The 18301-nt window shown below is 41.9% G+C and carries 18 protein-coding genes and 2 riboswitches; of the genes, 5 read left to right on the forward strand and 13 right to left on the reverse strand.

Annotated features, from left to right (window positions below):
- Window positions 1-249: 249 nt before the first annotated feature.
- The 4 genes from efp to QNI29_RS14245 all read right to left on the reverse strand — a co-directional run bounded on the left by efp (window position 250) and on the right by QNI29_RS14245 (window position 3024).
- Entirely contained in the window at window positions 250-813 is a 564-nt protein-coding gene (gene efp / locus QNI29_RS14230; RefSeq protein ID WP_231417160.1) for an elongation factor P, read from the reverse strand.
- Between the two features lie 25 nt (window positions 814-838).
- Window positions 839-1903 (reverse strand): M24 family metallopeptidase, encoded by a 1065-nt coding sequence (locus QNI29_RS14235; protein WP_231417161.1) that lies wholly within the window; start codon window positions 1901-1903, stop codon window positions 839-841.
- A gap of 13 nt (window positions 1904-1916) precedes the next feature.
- On the reverse strand, window positions 1917-2348 hold the full coding sequence (aroQ, locus tag QNI29_RS14240) for a type II 3-dehydroquinate dehydratase (RefSeq protein WP_231417162.1): 432 nt from the start codon (window positions 2346-2348) through the stop codon (window positions 1917-1919).
- An 85-nt stretch (window positions 2349-2433) separates the two neighbouring features.
- Window positions 2434-3024: a YqhR family membrane protein gene (locus QNI29_RS14245; RefSeq protein ID WP_231417163.1), complete on the reverse strand. Its 591-nt coding sequence runs from the start codon at window positions 3022-3024 to the stop codon at window positions 2434-2436.
- Window positions 3025-3108: 84 nt separating this feature from the next.
- Between QNI29_RS14245 and QNI29_RS14250 the strand changes: the two genes are divergently transcribed.
- Both QNI29_RS14250 and QNI29_RS14255 read left to right on the forward strand, forming a co-directional pair.
- Window positions 3109-4068 carry a DUF1385 domain-containing protein gene (locus QNI29_RS14250; protein ID WP_231417164.1) on the forward strand — a complete coding sequence of 320 codons (960 nt, stop codon included), beginning with the start codon at window positions 3109-3111 and terminating at the stop codon, window positions 4066-4068.
- A 33-nt stretch (window positions 4069-4101) separates the two neighbouring features.
- Complete coding sequence (locus QNI29_RS14255; RefSeq protein ID WP_231417165.1) at window positions 4102-4497, forward strand: SA1362 family protein; 396 nt, start codon at window positions 4102-4104, stop codon at window positions 4495-4497.
- An 18-nt stretch (window positions 4498-4515) separates the two neighbouring features.
- Here the strand turns inward: QNI29_RS14255 and QNI29_RS14260 are convergent, their stop codons facing one another.
- From QNI29_RS14260 to QNI29_RS14280, 5 genes are all read right to left on the reverse strand, one after another.
- Entirely contained in the window at window positions 4516-5406 is an 891-nt protein-coding gene (locus QNI29_RS14260; RefSeq protein WP_231417166.1) for a patatin-like phospholipase family protein, read from the reverse strand.
- Between the two features lie 446 nt (window positions 5407-5852).
- On the reverse strand, window positions 5853-6287 hold the full coding sequence (gene mntR / locus QNI29_RS14265) for a transcriptional regulator MntR (RefSeq protein WP_188655315.1): 435 nt from the start codon (window positions 6285-6287) through the stop codon (window positions 5853-5855).
- A gap of 73 nt (window positions 6288-6360) precedes the next feature.
- On the reverse strand, window positions 6361-7392 hold the full coding sequence (splB, locus tag QNI29_RS14270) for a spore photoproduct lyase (protein ID WP_231417167.1): 1032 nt from the start codon (window positions 7390-7392) through the stop codon (window positions 6361-6363).
- 122 nt (window positions 7393-7514) lie between these two features.
- On the reverse strand, window positions 7515-10070 hold the full coding sequence (locus QNI29_RS14275; RefSeq protein WP_231417168.1) for a vitamin B12-dependent ribonucleotide reductase: 2556 nt from the start codon (window positions 10068-10070) through the stop codon (window positions 7515-7517).
- 173 nt (window positions 10071-10243) lie between these two features.
- The gene (locus QNI29_RS14280) at window positions 10244-10426 is read right to left on the reverse strand and encodes a hypothetical protein (RefSeq protein ID WP_231417169.1); all 183 of its coding nucleotides are present in this window, start codon (window positions 10424-10426) and stop codon (window positions 10244-10246) included.
- A gap of 290 nt (window positions 10427-10716) precedes the next feature.
- On the opposite strand from QNI29_RS14280, the gene QNI29_RS14285 reads away from it, so the two are divergent.
- Entirely contained in the window at window positions 10717-11097 is a 381-nt protein-coding gene (locus tag QNI29_RS14285; RefSeq protein WP_231417170.1) for a rhodanese-like domain-containing protein, read from the forward strand.
- 90 nt (window positions 11098-11187) lie between these two features.
- Here QNI29_RS14285 and gcvPB read toward each other — a convergent pair whose 3' ends face one another.
- Genes gcvPB through gcvT form a run of 3 tightly spaced genes read right to left on the reverse strand, consistent with a single transcriptional unit; the run spans window position 11188 to window position 15104 of the window.
- Window positions 11188-12639: an aminomethyl-transferring glycine dehydrogenase subunit GcvPB gene (gene gcvPB, locus QNI29_RS14290; RefSeq protein ID WP_231417171.1), complete on the reverse strand. Its 1452-nt coding sequence runs from the start codon at window positions 12637-12639 to the stop codon at window positions 11188-11190.
- Window positions 12632-13978 carry an aminomethyl-transferring glycine dehydrogenase subunit GcvPA gene (gene gcvPA, locus QNI29_RS14295; protein ID WP_231417172.1) on the reverse strand — a complete coding sequence of 449 codons (1347 nt, stop codon included), beginning with the start codon at window positions 13976-13978 and terminating at the stop codon, window positions 12632-12634. The genes gcvPB and gcvPA overlap by 8 nt, the downstream gene beginning before the upstream one ends.
- A gap of 25 nt (window positions 13979-14003) precedes the next feature.
- Window positions 14004-15104 (reverse strand): glycine cleavage system aminomethyltransferase GcvT, encoded by a 1101-nt coding sequence (gene gcvT, locus QNI29_RS14300; protein ID WP_231417173.1) that lies wholly within the window; start codon window positions 15102-15104, stop codon window positions 14004-14006.
- Window positions 15105-15197: 93 nt separating this feature from the next.
- Window positions 15198-15276: riboswitch (glycine riboswitch) on the reverse strand.
- A 3-nt stretch (window positions 15277-15279) separates the two neighbouring features.
- A riboswitch (glycine riboswitch) is annotated at window positions 15280-15372 on the reverse strand.
- A gap of 149 nt (window positions 15373-15521) precedes the next feature.
- Here gcvT and QNI29_RS14305 point away from each other — a divergent pair.
- Both QNI29_RS14305 and QNI29_RS14310 read left to right on the forward strand, forming a co-directional pair.
- Window positions 15522-17192, forward strand: coding sequence for a DEAD/DEAH box helicase (locus tag QNI29_RS14305; RefSeq protein ID WP_231417174.1), 1671 nt, complete (start codon window positions 15522-15524; stop codon window positions 17190-17192).
- On the forward strand, window positions 17170-18024 hold the full coding sequence (locus tag QNI29_RS14310) for a YqhG family protein (RefSeq protein ID WP_231417175.1): 855 nt from the start codon (window positions 17170-17172) through the stop codon (window positions 18022-18024). The genes QNI29_RS14305 and QNI29_RS14310 overlap by 23 nt, the downstream gene beginning before the upstream one ends.
- 81 nt (window positions 18025-18105) lie before the next feature.
- On the opposite strand, the gene QNI29_RS14315 is transcribed toward QNI29_RS14310, so the two are convergent.
- Complete coding sequence (locus QNI29_RS14315) at window positions 18106-18288, reverse strand: YqzE family protein (RefSeq protein WP_231417176.1); 183 nt, start codon at window positions 18286-18288, stop codon at window positions 18106-18108.
- Between the last annotated feature and the right edge of the window lie 13 nt (window positions 18289-18301).

Here is an 18301-nt window from a genome sequence, read left to right on the forward strand (position 1 = left end):
GCGTGTCCATCTGATTTATGACCAAAGATAGAAAAATGAGAGAGCGCTCTAGTAACAGAGGCGTTTTGCATAAAAATAGTAGAAACTCTAAAACAAATACGCTTTTTTTCCCACATAAAAAACGCCTAAGGATTGCACCTTAGGCGTTTAATAGCAAGTAGTTATTTGTTTTGTCCCTAATGCTAAACATAGCGATCACTTTTCTAGTAAAAAAGCTCCCTGACTGAGTCAGAGAGCTTAGAATCATTCTTAGTTATTTGAACGGGAAACGTATTTACCATCATCTGTGCTGATCGTAAGGACGTCGCCTTCATTAATGAAGAATGGCACCTGTACACTAAGGCCCGTTTCAAGCGTTGCTGGTTTTGTACCACCGCTTGCCGTGTCTCCTTTGATACCAGGTTCTGTTTCGGTAACCTGAAGGTCAACGTTTTTCGGTAATTCAACACCAATTGTTTCACCTTGATAGAAACGAACTTGGATTTCCATGTTCTCTTTCAGGTAGTTCAATTCGTTTTCGATCTGTTTCGTTTGAAGTTCGACTTGGTCGTACGTGTCTGTGTCCATAAATGTATGAACGTTATCTGCAGAGTAAAGGTATTGCATTTTACGGTTCTCAATGTGTGCTTTTTGAACTTTTTCACCTGCGCGGAACGTTTTCTCTTGAATCGCACCAGTACGTAAGTTACGAAGTTTAGAGCGTACGAATGCTGCTCCTTTACCTGGCTTAACGTGTTGGAAGTCTATTACTTGCCAGATCCCATTGTCTACTTCAACTGTAAGACCTGTCTTAAAATCGTTAACTGAAATCATAATTGAATTTCCTCCCTAAATAAGCTTAAAGCGTAATTAACTCTTTTGAAGAGTGAGATAAACGCTCATTACCTGTCTCGGTTACAACTGTATCATCTTCAATTCTACAGCCACCTACATTTGGAACGTAAATGCCTGGTTCAACTGTTACAACCATTCCAGGTTCAAGCTTTTGCTTGTCGTTTCGGAATGATAAACTAGGTCCTTCATGAACATCTAGTCCAACTCCGTGACCGGTAGAATGGCCGAAGTATTGTCCATACCCTTGTTCTTTAATATAATCACGAGTCAAGTCGTCAGCTTCTTTACCAGTAATGCCGGCTTTTATTCCATCCATTCCACGCAGCTGCGCTTGTAAAACCGTGTCATAGATCTTTTTCAGTTCATCACTAATCTCACCAACAGCAACTGTTCGTGTAATATCAGAACAATATCCTTTATATAAAGCACCAAAGTCTAACGTGACTAATTCACCAGATTGAATCTCTTTCTCAGAAGCCACTCCGTGTGGTAGCGCAGAGCGATAACCGGAGGCTACAATAATATCAAATGAAGATGAAGTCGCGCCTTGTTTGCGCATAAAGAACTCCAATTCATTGGATACGTCGATTTCTTTAACTCCTGGCTTTATGTAGGACAGGATATGCTCAAATGCTGCATCTGCTATCTTAGTTGCTTCCTTTAATATCTTAATCTCATCCTCAGTCTTAATCAAGCGTAATTTTTCTACGATGCTTGCTGTCGGAACAAATTCCGCTTCTAGAACAGATTGATATTGCTCAAATAAACTATACGTCACGTGTTGTTTTTCAAATCCTAGTTTTTTCACGCCTAATTCTTTCGCTTGCTGAGCTACCTCTTCGTGAATAGGTGCCTTATGTTCCACAATCGCAAATCCACTTGTTTGCTCTGCAGCCTGCTCTGTATAACGGAAATCCGTAATAAACAGTGCTTCATTCGCTGTTACAAGCACGACTCCGGCTGATCCTGTAAATCCAGTTACGTAACGACGGTTCTGTTCACTTGTAATTAAAAAGCCGTCCAAGCCCTGTTCTTCAATACTGCTTCTTAAACGCTTCAATGTATCCATGTAAATCCTCCCCCTAAAATTGTTCTAAAAATGTTTGTGCAGCTAACTTGTAGCCAAATGAACCAAGCCCTACGATCTGCCCGTAACAAACTGGTGCCAAGAGAGATGTGTGGCGAAACTCCTCCCGTTTGTGAACATTTGATATATGTACTTCAATCACAGGGAGGTTTGCTCCTGCAATCGCATCTCGAAGCGCTATACTTGTATGCGTATAAGCTCCTGGATTAAAGATAATCCCCACATCTTGTCCTATAGCTTCGTGAATACGATCAATTAATTCCCCTTCATGATTCGATTGGAAGGAATCAAACGCCCATCCATTCCCTTCAACCATTGTTCGTAAGGTTGTTTCGATGTCACCAAGGGTACCTTTCCCGTAAACACCTGGTTCCCGCGTGCCTAATAAATTTAAGTTGGGTCCATTTAATAAAAGAATTTTGTCCATCTAGTGATCTCCCTTCCTCTTGAATTAAGGGAAATATTCCGACACTTTTTAGGATAACACAGACCCCCCTACAATTGGGAGCGATTTAGCTGGGTTGATTGTTTTGTTGATAATCGTATGAAATGGAATATCCTATAAATGCTCCATATAAAATAAATAAACATAAACTTGTGACGATCGTATCACTATCTAAATCCCCTAAAGATGGTACAGCTGAAAAAACGGGCTGGAACAAGAAAAATACAATAAACCACAATGCAGCTCCAAAGGCCATAGATGGCCAGAGTCCTTTAGTGTTTTTTAATAGACCAAAATACAAAATAGCGATTAAGAGTGAGATGAGCCCAACAGCAAGAATAGCAATAAGCTCTCCCAGCCATCTACTACTCCACTCATTTTGAACGAAGGAGCGAATTACGAAGCTACCTGCAGAAACAGTTGAAAAGTTAAAGAAGTACGCTACTGTCCCGATGAAACTCCATAAAACACCACCAATAAACCCCGTCACTAATGCTTTACTTATAACAGACATCGGTTTTTCTTTTTGGTTTTGCTCCAACTGAGGGTTTTGCTTTCCTTCTTGTTTTTGTTGTTGTTGATCTTTTTGATCTTTTTGATCTTGTTCAGACATCTCCATCACCTCGGTCTTAGCATGACCATTTTCGAATAATTCCATGCTTTTATTTAACAAGACTAGAGGTGAACGCCATTTTCTAGTAAAATGAAGGAAATAGAAAATCATCAAGAGGATGGTGTGGCAATGAGCGAACAAACGAAACCAGTTTACGGAGGCCAGGCCGTAATGGAAGGGGTCATGTTTGCCGGTCAGACGAGTTACGTCACGGCGATTCGGCGAAAAGACGATTCCATTGAATATTTTGAGCTAGAACGGAAAGAATCTAAAATAGAGAAGCGTTTAAAGAAAATTCCATTCTTAAGAGGTCTTGTCGCGTTAGTACAGGCAAGCGCGAATGGGACGAAACATCTAAACTTTTCTAGTGAACGATATGACGTTGACCCAAAAGATGATGAATCCATCAAAAAAGAAGAAGATTCTTCTAAACTCGCAATGATTCTTGGGGTTGGAGCTGTCGGTGTTTTATCATTTTTATTTGGTAAACTAATCTTCACATTAACTCCTGCAATTATTGCAGAATTATTCCGCTTTGCTGTCCCAGGTAAAACCGGACAAGTGCTCTTAGAAGGGTTATTCAAATTTATCTTTCTACTTGCATATATTTATCTTATCTCCCTCACTCCAATGATTAAACGAGTATTCGAATATCACGGGGCTGAGCATAAGGTGATTAATGCGTACGAAAACGGGAAAGAATTAACTATCGAAAACGTTCAAAGTCAATCCCGCCTTCACTACCGATGTGGATCAAGTTTCATATTATTCACTGTATTTGTAGGGATTCTGTTTTATCTTTTACCATTTGTAGCTACAGAACCAATGTGGTGGCGCATGGCAAACCGTATTATTTTATTACCATTTGTAATCGGGGTTTCCTTTGAAGTGCTACAGCTAACTAATAAAGTACGAAACATTCCAGGACTTAAGGTGCTCGGCTATCCTGGATTATGGCTACAGCTTCTCACAACAAAGGAACCAAAGGATGATCAAGTGGATGTAGCGATTCATTCTTTCAAAAAAGTGCTTGAAAATGATAAGAATGCATCTAAAAGTGGTATACATGGTAGTAAGGTCATCTCATAATTAGGGATTGAATGCTGAAGGGAGGAAAACCAGTTGGCTCATAAAATTATTAAACCTCTTACTTATTTTATTATGGCGTTAGCTTTAATTGGCATAGGTGTTCGATTATTTACGGATACAACTAGCTTTTTAATGGATATTCTCGTCACAGTCTTATTTGCAGCAGTCATCATTGGAATTGTCTACTTCATTTTCTCAAGACGGAACGGTGGGACCTCGAATGAAATGAAACAATACCGAAAGGCAGCCCGCCAATCGAAACGAAAATACAAACAACCGACGACCTCTTCTAGCATCGCGAAAAAAATGAAGCCTTCTACCATTAAATCAAAAATGGCTAGTAAGAATCCAAAACCAAGAAAAGAAATCCCTCACCTACGGGTCATTGAGGGAAATAAAAGCAAAAAGAAAAATCGAGCTTCCTTCTAAGGGAAGCTCGATTTTTTATTATCCGCTCCAATGTCTTAAGAATGTAGTTGCATGTTTCTCTCCAACGGCAATCAATTTATCAATGGAACCTTCATTTAAATCAAAATCTGTCGTCTCCACGTCTTCTACCGGGATAAAAATAATATCAACCGCATCCTCTTTATGAATGTACCTCGCATCATGCGCTTGTTTCATCGTGACAAACAATGCTTGAAACATCTCAATTGCATTTTTAATCTTACGAGCCGGGATGTGATCATTGCCCTTACTGAGCTTCATCCCAAGGATCGGCCTCATCCGCCTTTCTAAATTAGAGGTAAACACCCAAATCGGAAAATTACTCAAAAGACCCCCATCGACTATCAGGCTTTTTTGGTGGCCTTTTCCAACCATTGGTTCTGGCATAAAAAAGTAGGGAAGCCCTGCACTCATTCGCACTGCTTTCGCCACTGTAAATTCATTCGGTGATATGCCGTAAACCCGTTCTAAATCATCAGGAATAACGACAATTCTTCCTAGCGTTAAATCGGAGGCAATTACTTTCAAAGATCCCTTCGGTAAGTCACGGAACGTATAGATGCCCTTTTTTCCTAGCACTTCATAAATCCAATCTTCTAATCGTTTCCCTTTATATAAACCCATCCGAAAATAAAGAAAGAGCCAGTTTGAGAACGGAAACCAATCACCAAATGTCGGAGGATCCAAAAGCTTCTTTAATTGTAATTCTTTAAATAACTGATGGATTTGTTCACTCTTATACCCGGCCGCGAGAAACGACGCCATAATAGCACCGGCAGAAGTGCCCGCAACTCGTTCAAATTGATAGCCTTTTTTCTCGACAGCTTCTATCGCTCCAATAAAGGCAATGGCTTTAACCCCGCCCCCTGAGAACACGCCATCAATCTTCATAAGACGCCCTCCTTCCCCCTTTATGATTATCTATAATCATATAAAACCTGTCCTAGACCAGAAACCATTTTGTATCCAGTTTAGTTGATTGGTTTTAGACATTTGGGAGCTGGTTTCTGTGTTCAAGAGCCGGGTTTCTACAATTCTTGGCTTTGTTTCTTCATATCGCTTCTGGCTTTCTACAGTGCGAGCGGACTTTGAACATTCAGACTCCGCTTTAGACACTCCATACCCCATTTCTACATTCAATTGCTAGTTTCTACACTCCTATGATAAGTATCTTCATACACCTCAAGTTTTTCTTCACTCCTATTCGGCTTTAAACACCACTCCCCCCTATTTATACACTCCAAGCCAGCTTTCTACACACCACACTCAGTTTCTACACTCCGCTCCTCTAAAAAGACGCTCTTAAAGCATAAAAAAACACCTGAATCATCAGGTGTTTAGTCTTCTTTCGCTTGTTCTTCATTTTGTTGTTGAACGAGTCGCAATTGTTCAATGCATTGAGGGTTTTCTTCGAAGAATTGAACCAGGTCACCGATACGGTCGATGGAATTCCAGCTCATATGGTGTTCAATTCCCTCTACATCTTCGTATATATTTTCTTTGTTCACGCCTATAATCTGTAAGAATTGCTCTAATAATTCGTGACGATACACGAGTCGCTTGCCAACTTTTTTCCCTTTAGAGGTTAGCACAAGTCCTCTATATTTTTCGTAATTCAGATACTGATCTCGGTCTAGCTTTTGTACCATTTTCGTAACAGATGAAGGATGGACTTGAAGATTTTCAGCGATATCTGAAACTCGTGCATAGCCTTTATCCTCTATTAGCATATATATTTGTTCAATATAATCTTCCATACTTGGTGTTGGCATAAAAATCCTCCAATTCTGCCTCAGCCTACTGTTAAAAATGATACACTAGATTCTTCTCGATGACAAGATTGTCTTACGTGAAATAACTGATCTTACTTTTCGGAAAATATTCGTTAATGTAGGCTTCCATCGTCTTCTTAATGTCTTCTTGTGTCTCGGTTGGATAAACGTATTTACCAATGCCGTAACGTCCCCATTTGTACTTTCGCTCTTCTTCATCCATTTCAAGCTTAGACTTTGGATAGCGCTGGAGGATGACGCGTTTAGCCGGTTTCGTGAAACGGTGCTGAATGAGCTCAAAAGTTAGATCTTCCTCATCTACGGAGGACCCTTTTAACTGCTCATGAAGGTGAGCAAACATTTTATGATAGCCTTCTTTCCACGTGTCATCGTATAAATAAATCGGTGCTACAATGAACCCAAGGGGATATCCCGCATCTGCAACTTTCCTGGCCGCTTCTAATCGTTTGTCTAATGGTGAAGTCCCAGGTTCAAAGTTCTTAATGACATAGTCCGCATTTATGCTGAAGCGGAATCGGGTGTGACCATTGTGTTCTGCATCTAATAAATGGTCAACGTGGTGATATTTCGTAACGAATCGAAGGCGCCCCTTCTTCTGATCTCCCATAAATTCAATCGTCTTCTTTAATGAGTGGGTCAGATGGTCGATCCCTACAATATCGGATGTACAGGCTGCTTCAAAACGAGTTGGCTCGTCACGTTCTAGAATGTATTGGTGTGCCTGGTCAAAGATCTCATCTAAATTTACATATGTTCTAATGTATGGTTTCTTACCTAAGGTCGTCTGCAGATAACAATAATGACAGTGTCCCATGCATCCTGTCGCTAATGGGATGGCGTATTCAGCGGAAGGTTTTGAAGTATCAAATTTCAATGTCTTCCGAACCCCTAAAACAAACGTATTCTTCGCGTTGGCGTATTGTCTTAGTTCATTGTCACCTGGGATTCCCCGAACCTGGTTGTGGGAAGTGGTTTCGCGAATTTCTATTCCCTGATCTTTGAACTTCTGATAAAGGTCCTGAGCTAACTGGTATTCCATCGCTCTTGGCTCTACATATACAAGTTTAGGCATAAATGGTTTCATGCAGTTCACTCCTTTATGCCTTAGTATCACCAACTCTTGTGAGGTATTGCTGGTAATGAATGTATTCCTATAGAAAAAGCACGTGAGAGTCTGATCCTCCCACGTGCTTTTGTTTCATTTACTTATAGTCCACACTTCAGCTGCGCACCACAGTTTGTACATGTGTTACAGCCACCAGCGTCTTGGATTTTACCTTCACGGCAAACCGGACAAGTGTTGCCGACTTCAGAACCAATGGTTACGTCGGTCTTATCAAGCTCATGAACCGTGTCCATTAAAACGACTTTCCGGTCATCTTCAAATAGTTCTTGTTGTTCTTCAAATGAGTTATCTTCTGCTTTAAGGGTAAGAACCTGCGCGTCACGGCTTCCATCTACATAAACCGTTCCACCTTTGGCTCCACCGCGATATAGACGTTGATATACTTGCTCAACCTGCTCGACAGCGTATCCCTTAGGAGCGTTAACGGTTTTAGAAATCGAGCTATCGACCCAGCGCTGAATGACACACTGTACGTCAGCATGCGCTTCTGGCTCAAGTTCCATTGCTGTTACGAACCAATCTGGTAAATTGTTTGGATCTTGTTCTGGGTGCTGACGAAGGTACTCTTCTAAGATTTCCGCTTTCACTTCAATAAACTTACCAAGGCGTCCACTTCGGAAGTAAGAGAAGGAGAAGTATGGCTCAAGTCCAGTTGAAACCCCGACCATTGTACCCGTAGAGCCTGTTGGGGCTACGGTTAACAGGTGAGAGTTACGAATGCCGTACTCTAAAATACCCTGGCGAATATCTTCAGGCATACCTTGCATGTATCCTGTATTAATGAACTTCATGCGAAGCTCTTTCGTTTCTTCTTCAGTTTGTCCTTCTAAGAACGGGAAGCTTCCTTTTTCTTTCGCAAGCTCAATAGAAGTACGGTAAGCTGTAGTAGCGATCGTTTCAAAGATCTCATCCACTAACTTGTTCCCCTCTTCAGAGCCGTAGGCCGTTTCTGTATAGATTAATAAGTCGTGCAGACCCATTACACCTAGACCAATACGACGCTCACCTAGTGCTTGTTTCTTATTCTCTTCTAAGAAGTACGGAGTAGCATCAATTACGTTGTCTTGCATACGTACCCCTGTTTGAACCGTCTTTCTTAACTTCTCAAAGTCGACAGCTTTTGCTTCTTTATCTGCCACAGAAGCAAGGTTAACAGCTGCAAGGTTACAGACAGAATATGGTGCAAGAGGTTGTTCACCACATGGATTCGTCGCTACTACCTTGTGTCCATAACTTGTTGCATTGGTCTTGTCATTGGCGTTATCAATAAAGAAAATGCCTGGTTCTGCGGAATAGGTTGCGCAGATATTGATTAAATTCCATAGGTCCTTCGCTTTCATACGGCGGTATGTGCGAACTTTATACCCTTTATCTGCCCATTCACGAACGTCACCAGATTCGTGCCATTCTTCATTGTAAGCTTTCATTTCTTCTTCTGTATAACTCTCCACATCTGGGAAGCGGAGCTCGTACATCTCATCGTTCTCAACAGCGTCCATGAAATCATTTGTTAAACATACAGAGATATTAGCACCTGTCAGGAATTCTGAGTTGTGCACATCATAATTACCACCAAGTTCTAACTTCTCTTCTGCATCTGCAATAGCAGCATCTGTAAAGCCGCCTTTTCCTTCGACGTTTGTAAAGTTAACAATGCTTTGATACATGTCACGTTCTGTTGCTGATAGAGGGGTGAATTTCAATTTCGCTTTTGCTTGTTGCTTGATGACTTCATCGTCTACATTCTCGATTAAGAAACGCAGGATTCGTGGATTCTGCATTTTCGAGATGATGAACTCGACGATATCAGGGTGCCAATCTGCTAACATTATCATTTGAGCACCACGTCTTGAGCCACCCTGCTCAACAAGGTGAGTCAGTTTCGCAATGTCATCCAACCAGGAAACAGAGCCTGAGGACTTTCCGTTTACCCCTCTTGCAAGAGCGTTACGAGGACGTAGTGTTGAACCGTTCGTTCCAACACCGCCTCCGCGGCTCATAATCTCCATAACCTGTTTGCGGTGATCGGAGATGCCTTCACGAGAATCCTGAATAAATGGCATTACGTAACAGTTGAAGTACGTTACATCCGTTTCAGATCCTGCCCCGTAGAGAACACGTCCTGCCGGAATGAAGTTTAGATTAGAAAGCTCATTATAAAACTGTTCAAATGATTCTTGTCGTTTGGCTTCCTCTGTTTCCACAGCAGCTAGGCCAGTTGCATTACGCTTTGCAATCTGTTCATAGAAGACTTCAAGAGGCTTATCAATAACATCTAGCTTACGTGTTATGATCCCACTCTCGACTTCTTCTGGTTTCTCAAGGACACTTTGGAACTCAGGCTCTACTTTAATTTCTGCTTTAGCTTCTTGCCAATCGATCGATACAATGTAGCCAAGACCCCGAGCCGGAAATTTTGGATCATCCTTAACGGTTAATACAACAAAGTCACCTTTTGATAATGTAACTTTCTCAGTATCTTTAAAGGCATATCGGTCTAACATGACCAAACGGGACACACCAGAATGGGTAATGTTCATATCCTCTGTCACCGGATGGACCTGAGAGAATAAACCGATATCTTTATTTAGTTGTTCTATGTTGATTTGATTCATTGTTTCTTTTGCGGTTTGCATGAGCATACCTCTCCTCTACCATAAAAAAGTGTCGGTTGAACTCGACATAATCTAGATGATAACTCTTAAAAGCCCGTCGTTCAACTAATACATATAAGATACCACAAAATAGACTCCCGAAACAATATATAGTGTTCGACAACGAACTGAAACACCCATATATTGTGTTTTGATCATTCTATTAAAACTTTGTCAATCGCAAAATTCGCTAAAATCTGAAGCAAATAAAAGAATGACCAAGATAAAAGATGAATTTCTGGATACAACGTATTTTTTTGAAGATTGCTCTCCCCACCTTCTTTACTCCCCTCTATACCAAGGAATAAACTTCCAAAACTTTTTATTCCTCTTTTCATTCTGAAGATTCTACAAAAATTGCTACAATCTCCACCCACCTTTCCTCCTCGATCCCCTCTATTTTTCACAAAAAATAAAAGCGTATGATATAAAACCGTGAATGTTGAAAGAACTCTTAAAACTCCACTCTTCCTGGTTGGCGCTGCCTAGCCAAAGACTTGACATCCACGTTATACTGTCAGTGTAGAAATTTTGCTCAAGGGAATTCCCCTTGTCGAAAAAAACTTTGAATCTTATTTAAAAGCGCTCTATAATAGAGAAAGAAGATAGAACTATAGGGGGAAGATTAATGACCGGATTATGGATACTATTAGGCTTACTTGTTGTCATTATCGGCTATGGCGTCATTAAATATATGGCCCAGCGTCGTTATTTGAAAACACTATCCGCTGAAGAATTCAGACAAGGATACCGTAAGGCACAACTTATTGATGTACGTGAACCAAACGAATTTAAATCAGGCCACATTTTAGGGGCTCGCAATATACCCGTAACTCAATTGAAGCAACGTTTACAAGAAGTTCGCCCTGACAAACCCGTTTATTTATACTGCCAGAACGGCTCACGTGCCGCACGTGCCGCTTCTCTTCTTCATAAGAAGGGCTATAGTGATCTTAACCAGCTAGAAGGCGGCTTTAAGAAATGGGACGGTAAGGTCAAATCTAGTTAAGTAAAAATCTAAAGCGCCCGGCTAGCACCGTTTGGACTGGACGTATATAAAAAAGACTCCTCAAACTTGAGGAGTCTTTTCTTTGTCCCGTTACTTCATATAACGCAGAACAGGTTTACGAGCAGCCGTTGTTTCATCCATTCGTCCTACAATTGTGGTATGTGGTGCTTCTTGGACAATTTCAGGATTGTCTTCTGCTTCTTTATGAATTTGTCTCATGGCTTCGATAAATTCATCGAGCGTTTCCTTAGATTCTGTCTCAGTTGGCTCAACCATCATTGCTTCTTCTACATTTAGCGGGAAGTAGATGGTAGGTGGGTGGTAGCCAAAGTCAAGAAGTCGTTTGGCCATATCAAGTGTTCTTACACCGAGCTTTTTCTGACGTTTCCCTGATAGTACGAATTCATGTTTACAATGCTGAGAGAACGGCAGGTCAAAGTCTTTCTCAAGTTCTCTCATCATATAGTTTGCATTTAACACCGCATATTCACTTACTTGTTTCAGACCTTTGGCTCCCATTGTACGGATGTAGGTGTAAGCACGCACATTGATCCCAAAGTTCCCGAAGTAAGGTTTCACGCGTCCAATTGAATCGGGACGGTTATCATCAAATACATAACGCTCCTGTACTTTTGTAACAATCGGTTTCGGTAAGTAAGGCGCAAGATCGCTTTTTACACCTACCGGACCTGAACCAGGGCCGCCTCCACCGTGAGGACCAGTAAATGTTTTGTGTAAGTTCAAGTGAACAACGTCAAATCCCATGTCTCCAGGGCGAGCATATCCGAGTATGGCATTTAAGTTTGCTCCGTCATAATACAATTTGCCGCCGGCTTCGTGAATGATCTCAGCCATCTCTATGATCTCTTCTTCAAACAGACCAAGCGTATTCGGGTTTGTAAGCATAAGGGCCGCCGTGTTTTCATCAACGACGCGTTTTAGATCCTCTAAATCCACCAGGCCTCGTTCGTTGGATTTTACCGTGATTGCTTCAAAGCCAGCTACCGTTGCGGACGCAGGGTTGGTTCCGTGGGCTGAGTCAGGAACGATTACCTTCGTACGGTTGTAGTCCCCATTTGCCTCATGATAAGCACGAATCATCATGAGTCCCGTCCACTCCCCGTGAGCTCCTGCGGCAGGTTGAAGTGTCACTTGATCCATACCGGTAATCGCCTCAAGAGAAGTCTGAAGGTCGTACATTAAGCCGAGTGCACCTTGGACCGATTCTGGCGCCTGCAGAGGATGAATGTGGCTAAAGCCTGGCATCCGCGCAACGTCTTCATTCATTTTAGGATTGTACTTCATCGTACAAGACCCTAATGGATAAAATCCGGAGTCTACTCCGTGGTTTCGCTTGGAGAGAGCAGTGTAGTGACGCATAATCTGCAACTCACTTACTTCCGGGAGATCAGGCTGAGCGTCGCGTACGTACGGAACATCAACCCCAAGGTCCACCTCTGGTACATCTAACTCCGGTAAACTATACCCTACACGTCCTTCTTGGCTGTGTTCAAAGATAAGCGGAAAATCTTCGTTACGCATATACATCCCCCAATTCCTGCACAAATCGATCAATCTCATCCTTTGTGCGCATTTCAGTCACCGCCACTAGCATGTGGCCTCCTAATTCCGGGAAGATCCTTTCAAGATCAAGACCACCAATCATTCCCTTATCCTGCAGCTTTTCATTTAATGTAGTTACGGACCCTTGAACTTGGAGTACAAATTCATTAAAGAAAGCATTGGAATACAAGACCTGGAATCCGGCCTCCTCGAACGCTTTCTTTGCATAGCGAGCCTTCTGCATATTTTGGTAGGCCATTTCCTTCGTGCCTTTTTTACCGAGGGCACTAAGAGCAACAGATGTACCTAATGCATTAAGAGCTTGATTGGAACAAATATTCGATGTTGCTTTATCTCTTCTGATATGTTGTTCACGAGCTTGCAATGTTAATACAAACCCTCTTCGCCCCTCTTCATCTTTCGTTTGGCCCACGAGGCGACCTGGAACTTTCCGCATTAACTTCTTCGTCGTAGCGAAATAACCACAGTGAGGCCCGCCGAACTGGGCAGGGATTCCAAACACTTGCGTATCCCCTACAACAATATCCGCACCAAATTCCCCTGGAGGTGTCAGATACCCAAGAGCAAGAGGATTACTCGAGACTACGAACATAGCCTTTGAATCCTTTAAAATCTCCTGAACGTCTTCAAGAGGCTCAATTTGACCAAAGAAATTTGGATACTGGATGACTACCCCAGCTGTTTCTTCATCTAGTTCATCCCTTAACATCGCTAGGTTTGTCAGACCGTCTCTTGTTTCAATCTCGACCACTTCAATGTTTTGTCCCGTAGCGTAGGAATGAATGACCTCTAAAGAATGAGGGTGTACCGCTTTAGATACGAGCACTTTCTTCTTTCTTGTCTGCCCTGCACTTAGGGTGACCGCTTCCGCAAGCGCCGTACCCCCATCATACATGGACGAGTTAGATACTTCCATTCCCGTTAATTCAGAGATCATCGTCTGAAATTCGAAAATGGCTTGCAGTTCTCCCTGGGAGATTTCCGGCTGATACGGGGTATAAGCTGTATAGAACTCTGAGCGAGAAAGTACATGATCTACAATAGAAGGAATGTAATGATCATAGACACCTGCACCTAAGAACGACGTGTACTCTTTCGTATTCACATTTTCCCCTGCTAGTTTGGAAAGCTCTTTTATTAACGCAGGCTCACTTGCAGCTGGCTTAATGTTTAAGTCTCCTTCAAATCGCACTTTTTCAGGAATATCATTAAATAATGCATCTGTTGACTCAACGCCAATGGCCTCTAACATGGAACGCTTATCTTGATCTGTCATTGGTAAATACCGAAATGTCATCGTAAAACCTCCCTCTCCCTTATGCTTACCTTTTATAAAATGGCGTTGGAATAACCTTTGCCTTTAAGAATCGTTTACGCACCTGAACAAGTAGTTCAGTGCCAGGCTCTGTATAGTTTAATGGAACGACCGCAAGGCCAATATTCTTCTCAAGTGTTGGAGATTGAGTACCGGTTGTAACAAATCCAACTTCCTCGCCCCCGTCAAACACTTTATACCCATGACGAGGGATGCCTTTGTCGATCATCTCTAAGCCAATTAGTTTCCGGTCTGTACCCTCTTCTTTTTGTTTTTTCAGGGTCGCTTTCCCGATAAAGTCACCGTCTTTATCGACTTTAACAGCAAATCCAAGTCCCGCTTCAATTGGCGTAATATCCGCGCTTAATTCCTGTCCGTATAAAGGAAGCTTCGCTTCAAAGCGAAGCGTATCTCTGGCGCCTAGACCAACCGGTAGTAAACCATCCTCTTTCCCTTCTTCAAGAATCGCTCTCCAAAGGGCCCCACCTGAATCTGGATGGATATAAATTTCAAATCCATCTTCCCCTGTATAACCTGTTCTTGACACGATCGCATCGTGTTCTACTCCATGAAAGGAAACATCTTGTAAGAAGCGGAAGAATTTGATTTCAGAGAGGTCTTGATCTGTTAATCGCTGCAAAATCCCTTCAGCCTTCGGGCCTTGAATCGCAAGCTGCACATACTGATCAGACACATTATGAAGGGTTGCCTCTTCTGTCAAGTTCTCCTGAAGCCAATTAAAGTCTTTCTCTGTATTGGCTGCATTCACAACGAGTAAATAGGATTGTTCTTTCAATTTATAAACAATCAAATCGTCGACTGTTCCACCGTCTTCATAACACAAAAATGTATATTGCGCTCGGTTCGGCGTGAGTTTCGTGACGTCATTTGTAAGCATCTTTTGCAAATAGGCTTCCGATTCTCTACCTTCTACCACTATTTCACCCATATGAGAGACATCAAATAAACCCGCATGCTTTCTCGTAGCGTGATGCTCTTCTTTAATCGATGAAAATTGAACCGGTAAATCCCATCCACCAAAATCAACGGTCTTCGCTCCCCAATCCCCATAATGCGGATGGAGTGGCGTACGTTTTAAATCAGCCATTTCATTACCCCCTATGTACATAATCGTTCGAACTTGCGCTATTTTTCTGAAAATTAAACATAAAAAAACAGAGAAGGCACAATTCGTGTCATTCCCTGTCCATTCACCAGAAAGTTTCGCAGTTTACTTGCTGCTTTCTTCTTGGGTGGCCTTCTATAGGCACTCTCCAGAGGTGCGTCCTACAAGAGTCTTTTTGCCTGAGAGATTCACATTGCTGTTTGCTCCTTCGGCGCCGCCTGAAATCCGCGGTCTCTCCTCTTGTAATCATTCGCCATAATAATATTTTCATAAATGGTTCATACTAATTCATAAACGTTACGGAATAGTAAACACTAGTTTACAAATTCACTGTCATTATATCACACGGTTTTTACACTGTGCACAAAAATTTATTGCTTTTTAAAGGAAGGGTTATGCATGAATCCATCGATCCAGATTGACACTTCAATTGATCCAATGGTAGCAACCAATTTGCAATCAGAAGGCCCTTTTGCCTCATGGGAATTGTTTCAGATGGCTTACGAAACATCGAAACATGTCGCTACCCCTGAATTTAAAGGCCTTCAATCACCAACTTACCTGCCTCACGTCGAATTTCTCCCCCATCAGCTAAGCTGTGCAGAACAAGTCGTGGAAGAAATGAATGGGCGAGCGATTCTCGCAGACGAAGTAGGCCTTGGTAAAACCATTGAAGCCGGGTTAATTCTAAAAGAGTACATGATTCGGGGACTTGTGAAGAAAGTCCTTATTCTAGCCCCCGCATCCCTTGTGAACCAGTGGGTACAAGAGATGAATTCAAAATTTTATATCCCTGCAGCCGCTCAACGAAAATCAGCTATTTGGGACTATGATGTTGTAGTATCTTCCATTGATACAGCCAAACGAGCGCCCCATCGTGAGAAAATACTAGAAACAGAATATGATCTCATTATTATTGATGAGGCACACAAGTTAAAAAATCATAAAACAAAAAACTATGAATTCGTCAGATCTCTTAAGAAAAAATATTGTCTCCTGTTAACCGCCACACCTGTTCAGAACCATCTCGTCGACATCTTTAACCTGGTTTCCATTTTAAAACCAGGTCATTTAGGAAACTATGAAGATTTCACAAAACGCTTTGGACGAAATCGAAACCAACTCTCGAATGACGAGCACTTGAAAGAGCTCGTCAAAAAAGTAATGGTCCGCAACCGCCGAGATGAGACCGGTGTCGACTGGACGAAACGGAAAGTTGAAACGATTTACATTGATTTCACCGAAGAAGAAAAGAAAGCCTATGAGAAGCTGTCGGAAGTCACAAGCGGCGGGATGGCTTTCTCAAATATCGTTTTGTTACGAGAATTGTGCTCAAGTCGGGAAGCGTGCTTCCTTTCTATACAAAGCATGTTGAAGAATGAGGATATTCATCCTTCACGAGCAGAACAACTTCAAGAGATGATTGGCTATATTGAGAAAATGCCTCATCACGCAAAAGCACAAAAAGTGGTCGATTTAATCTCAAAGACGGATCAGAAATTCATTATCTTCACCGAATACAGAGCATCGCAATACTACCTGCAGTGGTACTTGAAGCAACATGGCATTACTTCCGTGCCATTTAGAGGTGGTTTCAAGCGAAGTAAGAAGGATTGGATGAAGCAACTCTTCCAAAATCATGCCCAAGTCTTAATCGCGACAGAGGCGGGTGGTGAAGGGATCAACCTGCAGTTTTGTAACAACATGATTAACTACGATTTACCTTGGAATCCAATGCGTCTTGAACAGCGAATTGGACGGATTCACAGGTTTGGCCAGAAAGAGGATGTGAACATTTATAACTTCGCGATCCGGGACACCATTGAAGAACATGTTCTGTCTCTTCTTTACGAGAAGATCCATCTATTCCAGAGAGTCGTCGGAAACCTCGATGCGATCTTACAGAAGCTAGAGCTTGATAACTTAGAAGATGAAATTCAGTCTATCTTTACAAACTCCGCTTCTGATGGAGAAATGAAAGTTAAGCTTAACAACTTATCATCCGTGATATCCTACGCGATGGAACAAGACCAGGAGGTGGAAATGGATGGAACAACAGGCGCTTCATAACTTCTTACACCGGTATTTCACTGCTAATGAATGCTCCATCATAGAGGATCATGATGGTGTGATGAAAGTTCAGTTAACAGAAGAACAAGATGAAGTACTCATGAATCGCCCCTTCTATTGGAATTACGTTAAACGAGTGAACGGGAAAGGAATTCCGATGCAAGTAACGTTTATCACCAATCCTAATCGCCGGGAAGACAAAGGAGAGTGGGTACATTTCGGATCTCCTCGTATTCATCAGATGTTTAAAATGTTACGAAACAAAGGGCAACTAACCAGGCAATATGAACAAGTGGAAACTATACAACAAACAAGCCTTACTCCCTGGCTGATCCTGAACGCTTCCATTCATTTCAAAGGAACGCAAAAACGTCAGGAAATTGTCTCGTTAGGCCTTCAATTAATTAACGGAACGATAATCCCTGAGTTTATGGACCGGTTAGATTCTGTTACGCTTTCCCCTACCATTCCAGATTACTGTTTCACATTGTCACCAATTATCAAGCTTCCAAGTGCTTTAAAGCGAATCGAAGCTTATATACACGGGAACGTTATGAAGCAAGACCTATCCTTTGGGGAAGAAGCTTTGCGATTATTACAAGAGGAACAGCAATTGCTTGACCATTTTTATAAGAATGATCTTTACGAAGATGAGGGAGAAGAGGAGAAGGAATCTGCTCAAAAGAAAGCAGAAACAAGAGAACGACTCGCAAGGGAACAAGATGCGCTGCAACAACGATACGAGCCAACGGTTAAAGTAGATGTTATCAACGCAGGGATTCTTTACATGACCCACTCCACATCTGCTTCCATGATTAAAGGACGCCCATAACCTCCTCTTTTATAACAAACAACATAAAAAAGTCGTATGTTCTACTAAAGGAACATACGACTTCTTATGCAATGGGGAACATTAATGCTGTTTCTTGTTAAACATAAACTTAAGAGCAAAAGGGAGCACCCCAAACCATTTTGAGCTTAAGGCTGCTTCTTGCTGTTTCTTTTGTTCTTTTCGTTTTTTTCGTTCTTCTTCGGGTAAATCCATGTACTTCACAATTTCTTGCGTCATAAATTTTACATAGTCATTTCCTGACATAGTCACTCACCTC

The organism is Pontibacillus chungwhensis (genome assembly GCF_030166655.1).
Classification (GTDB): domain Bacteria; phylum Bacillota; class Bacilli; order Bacillales; family BH030062; genus Pontibacillus.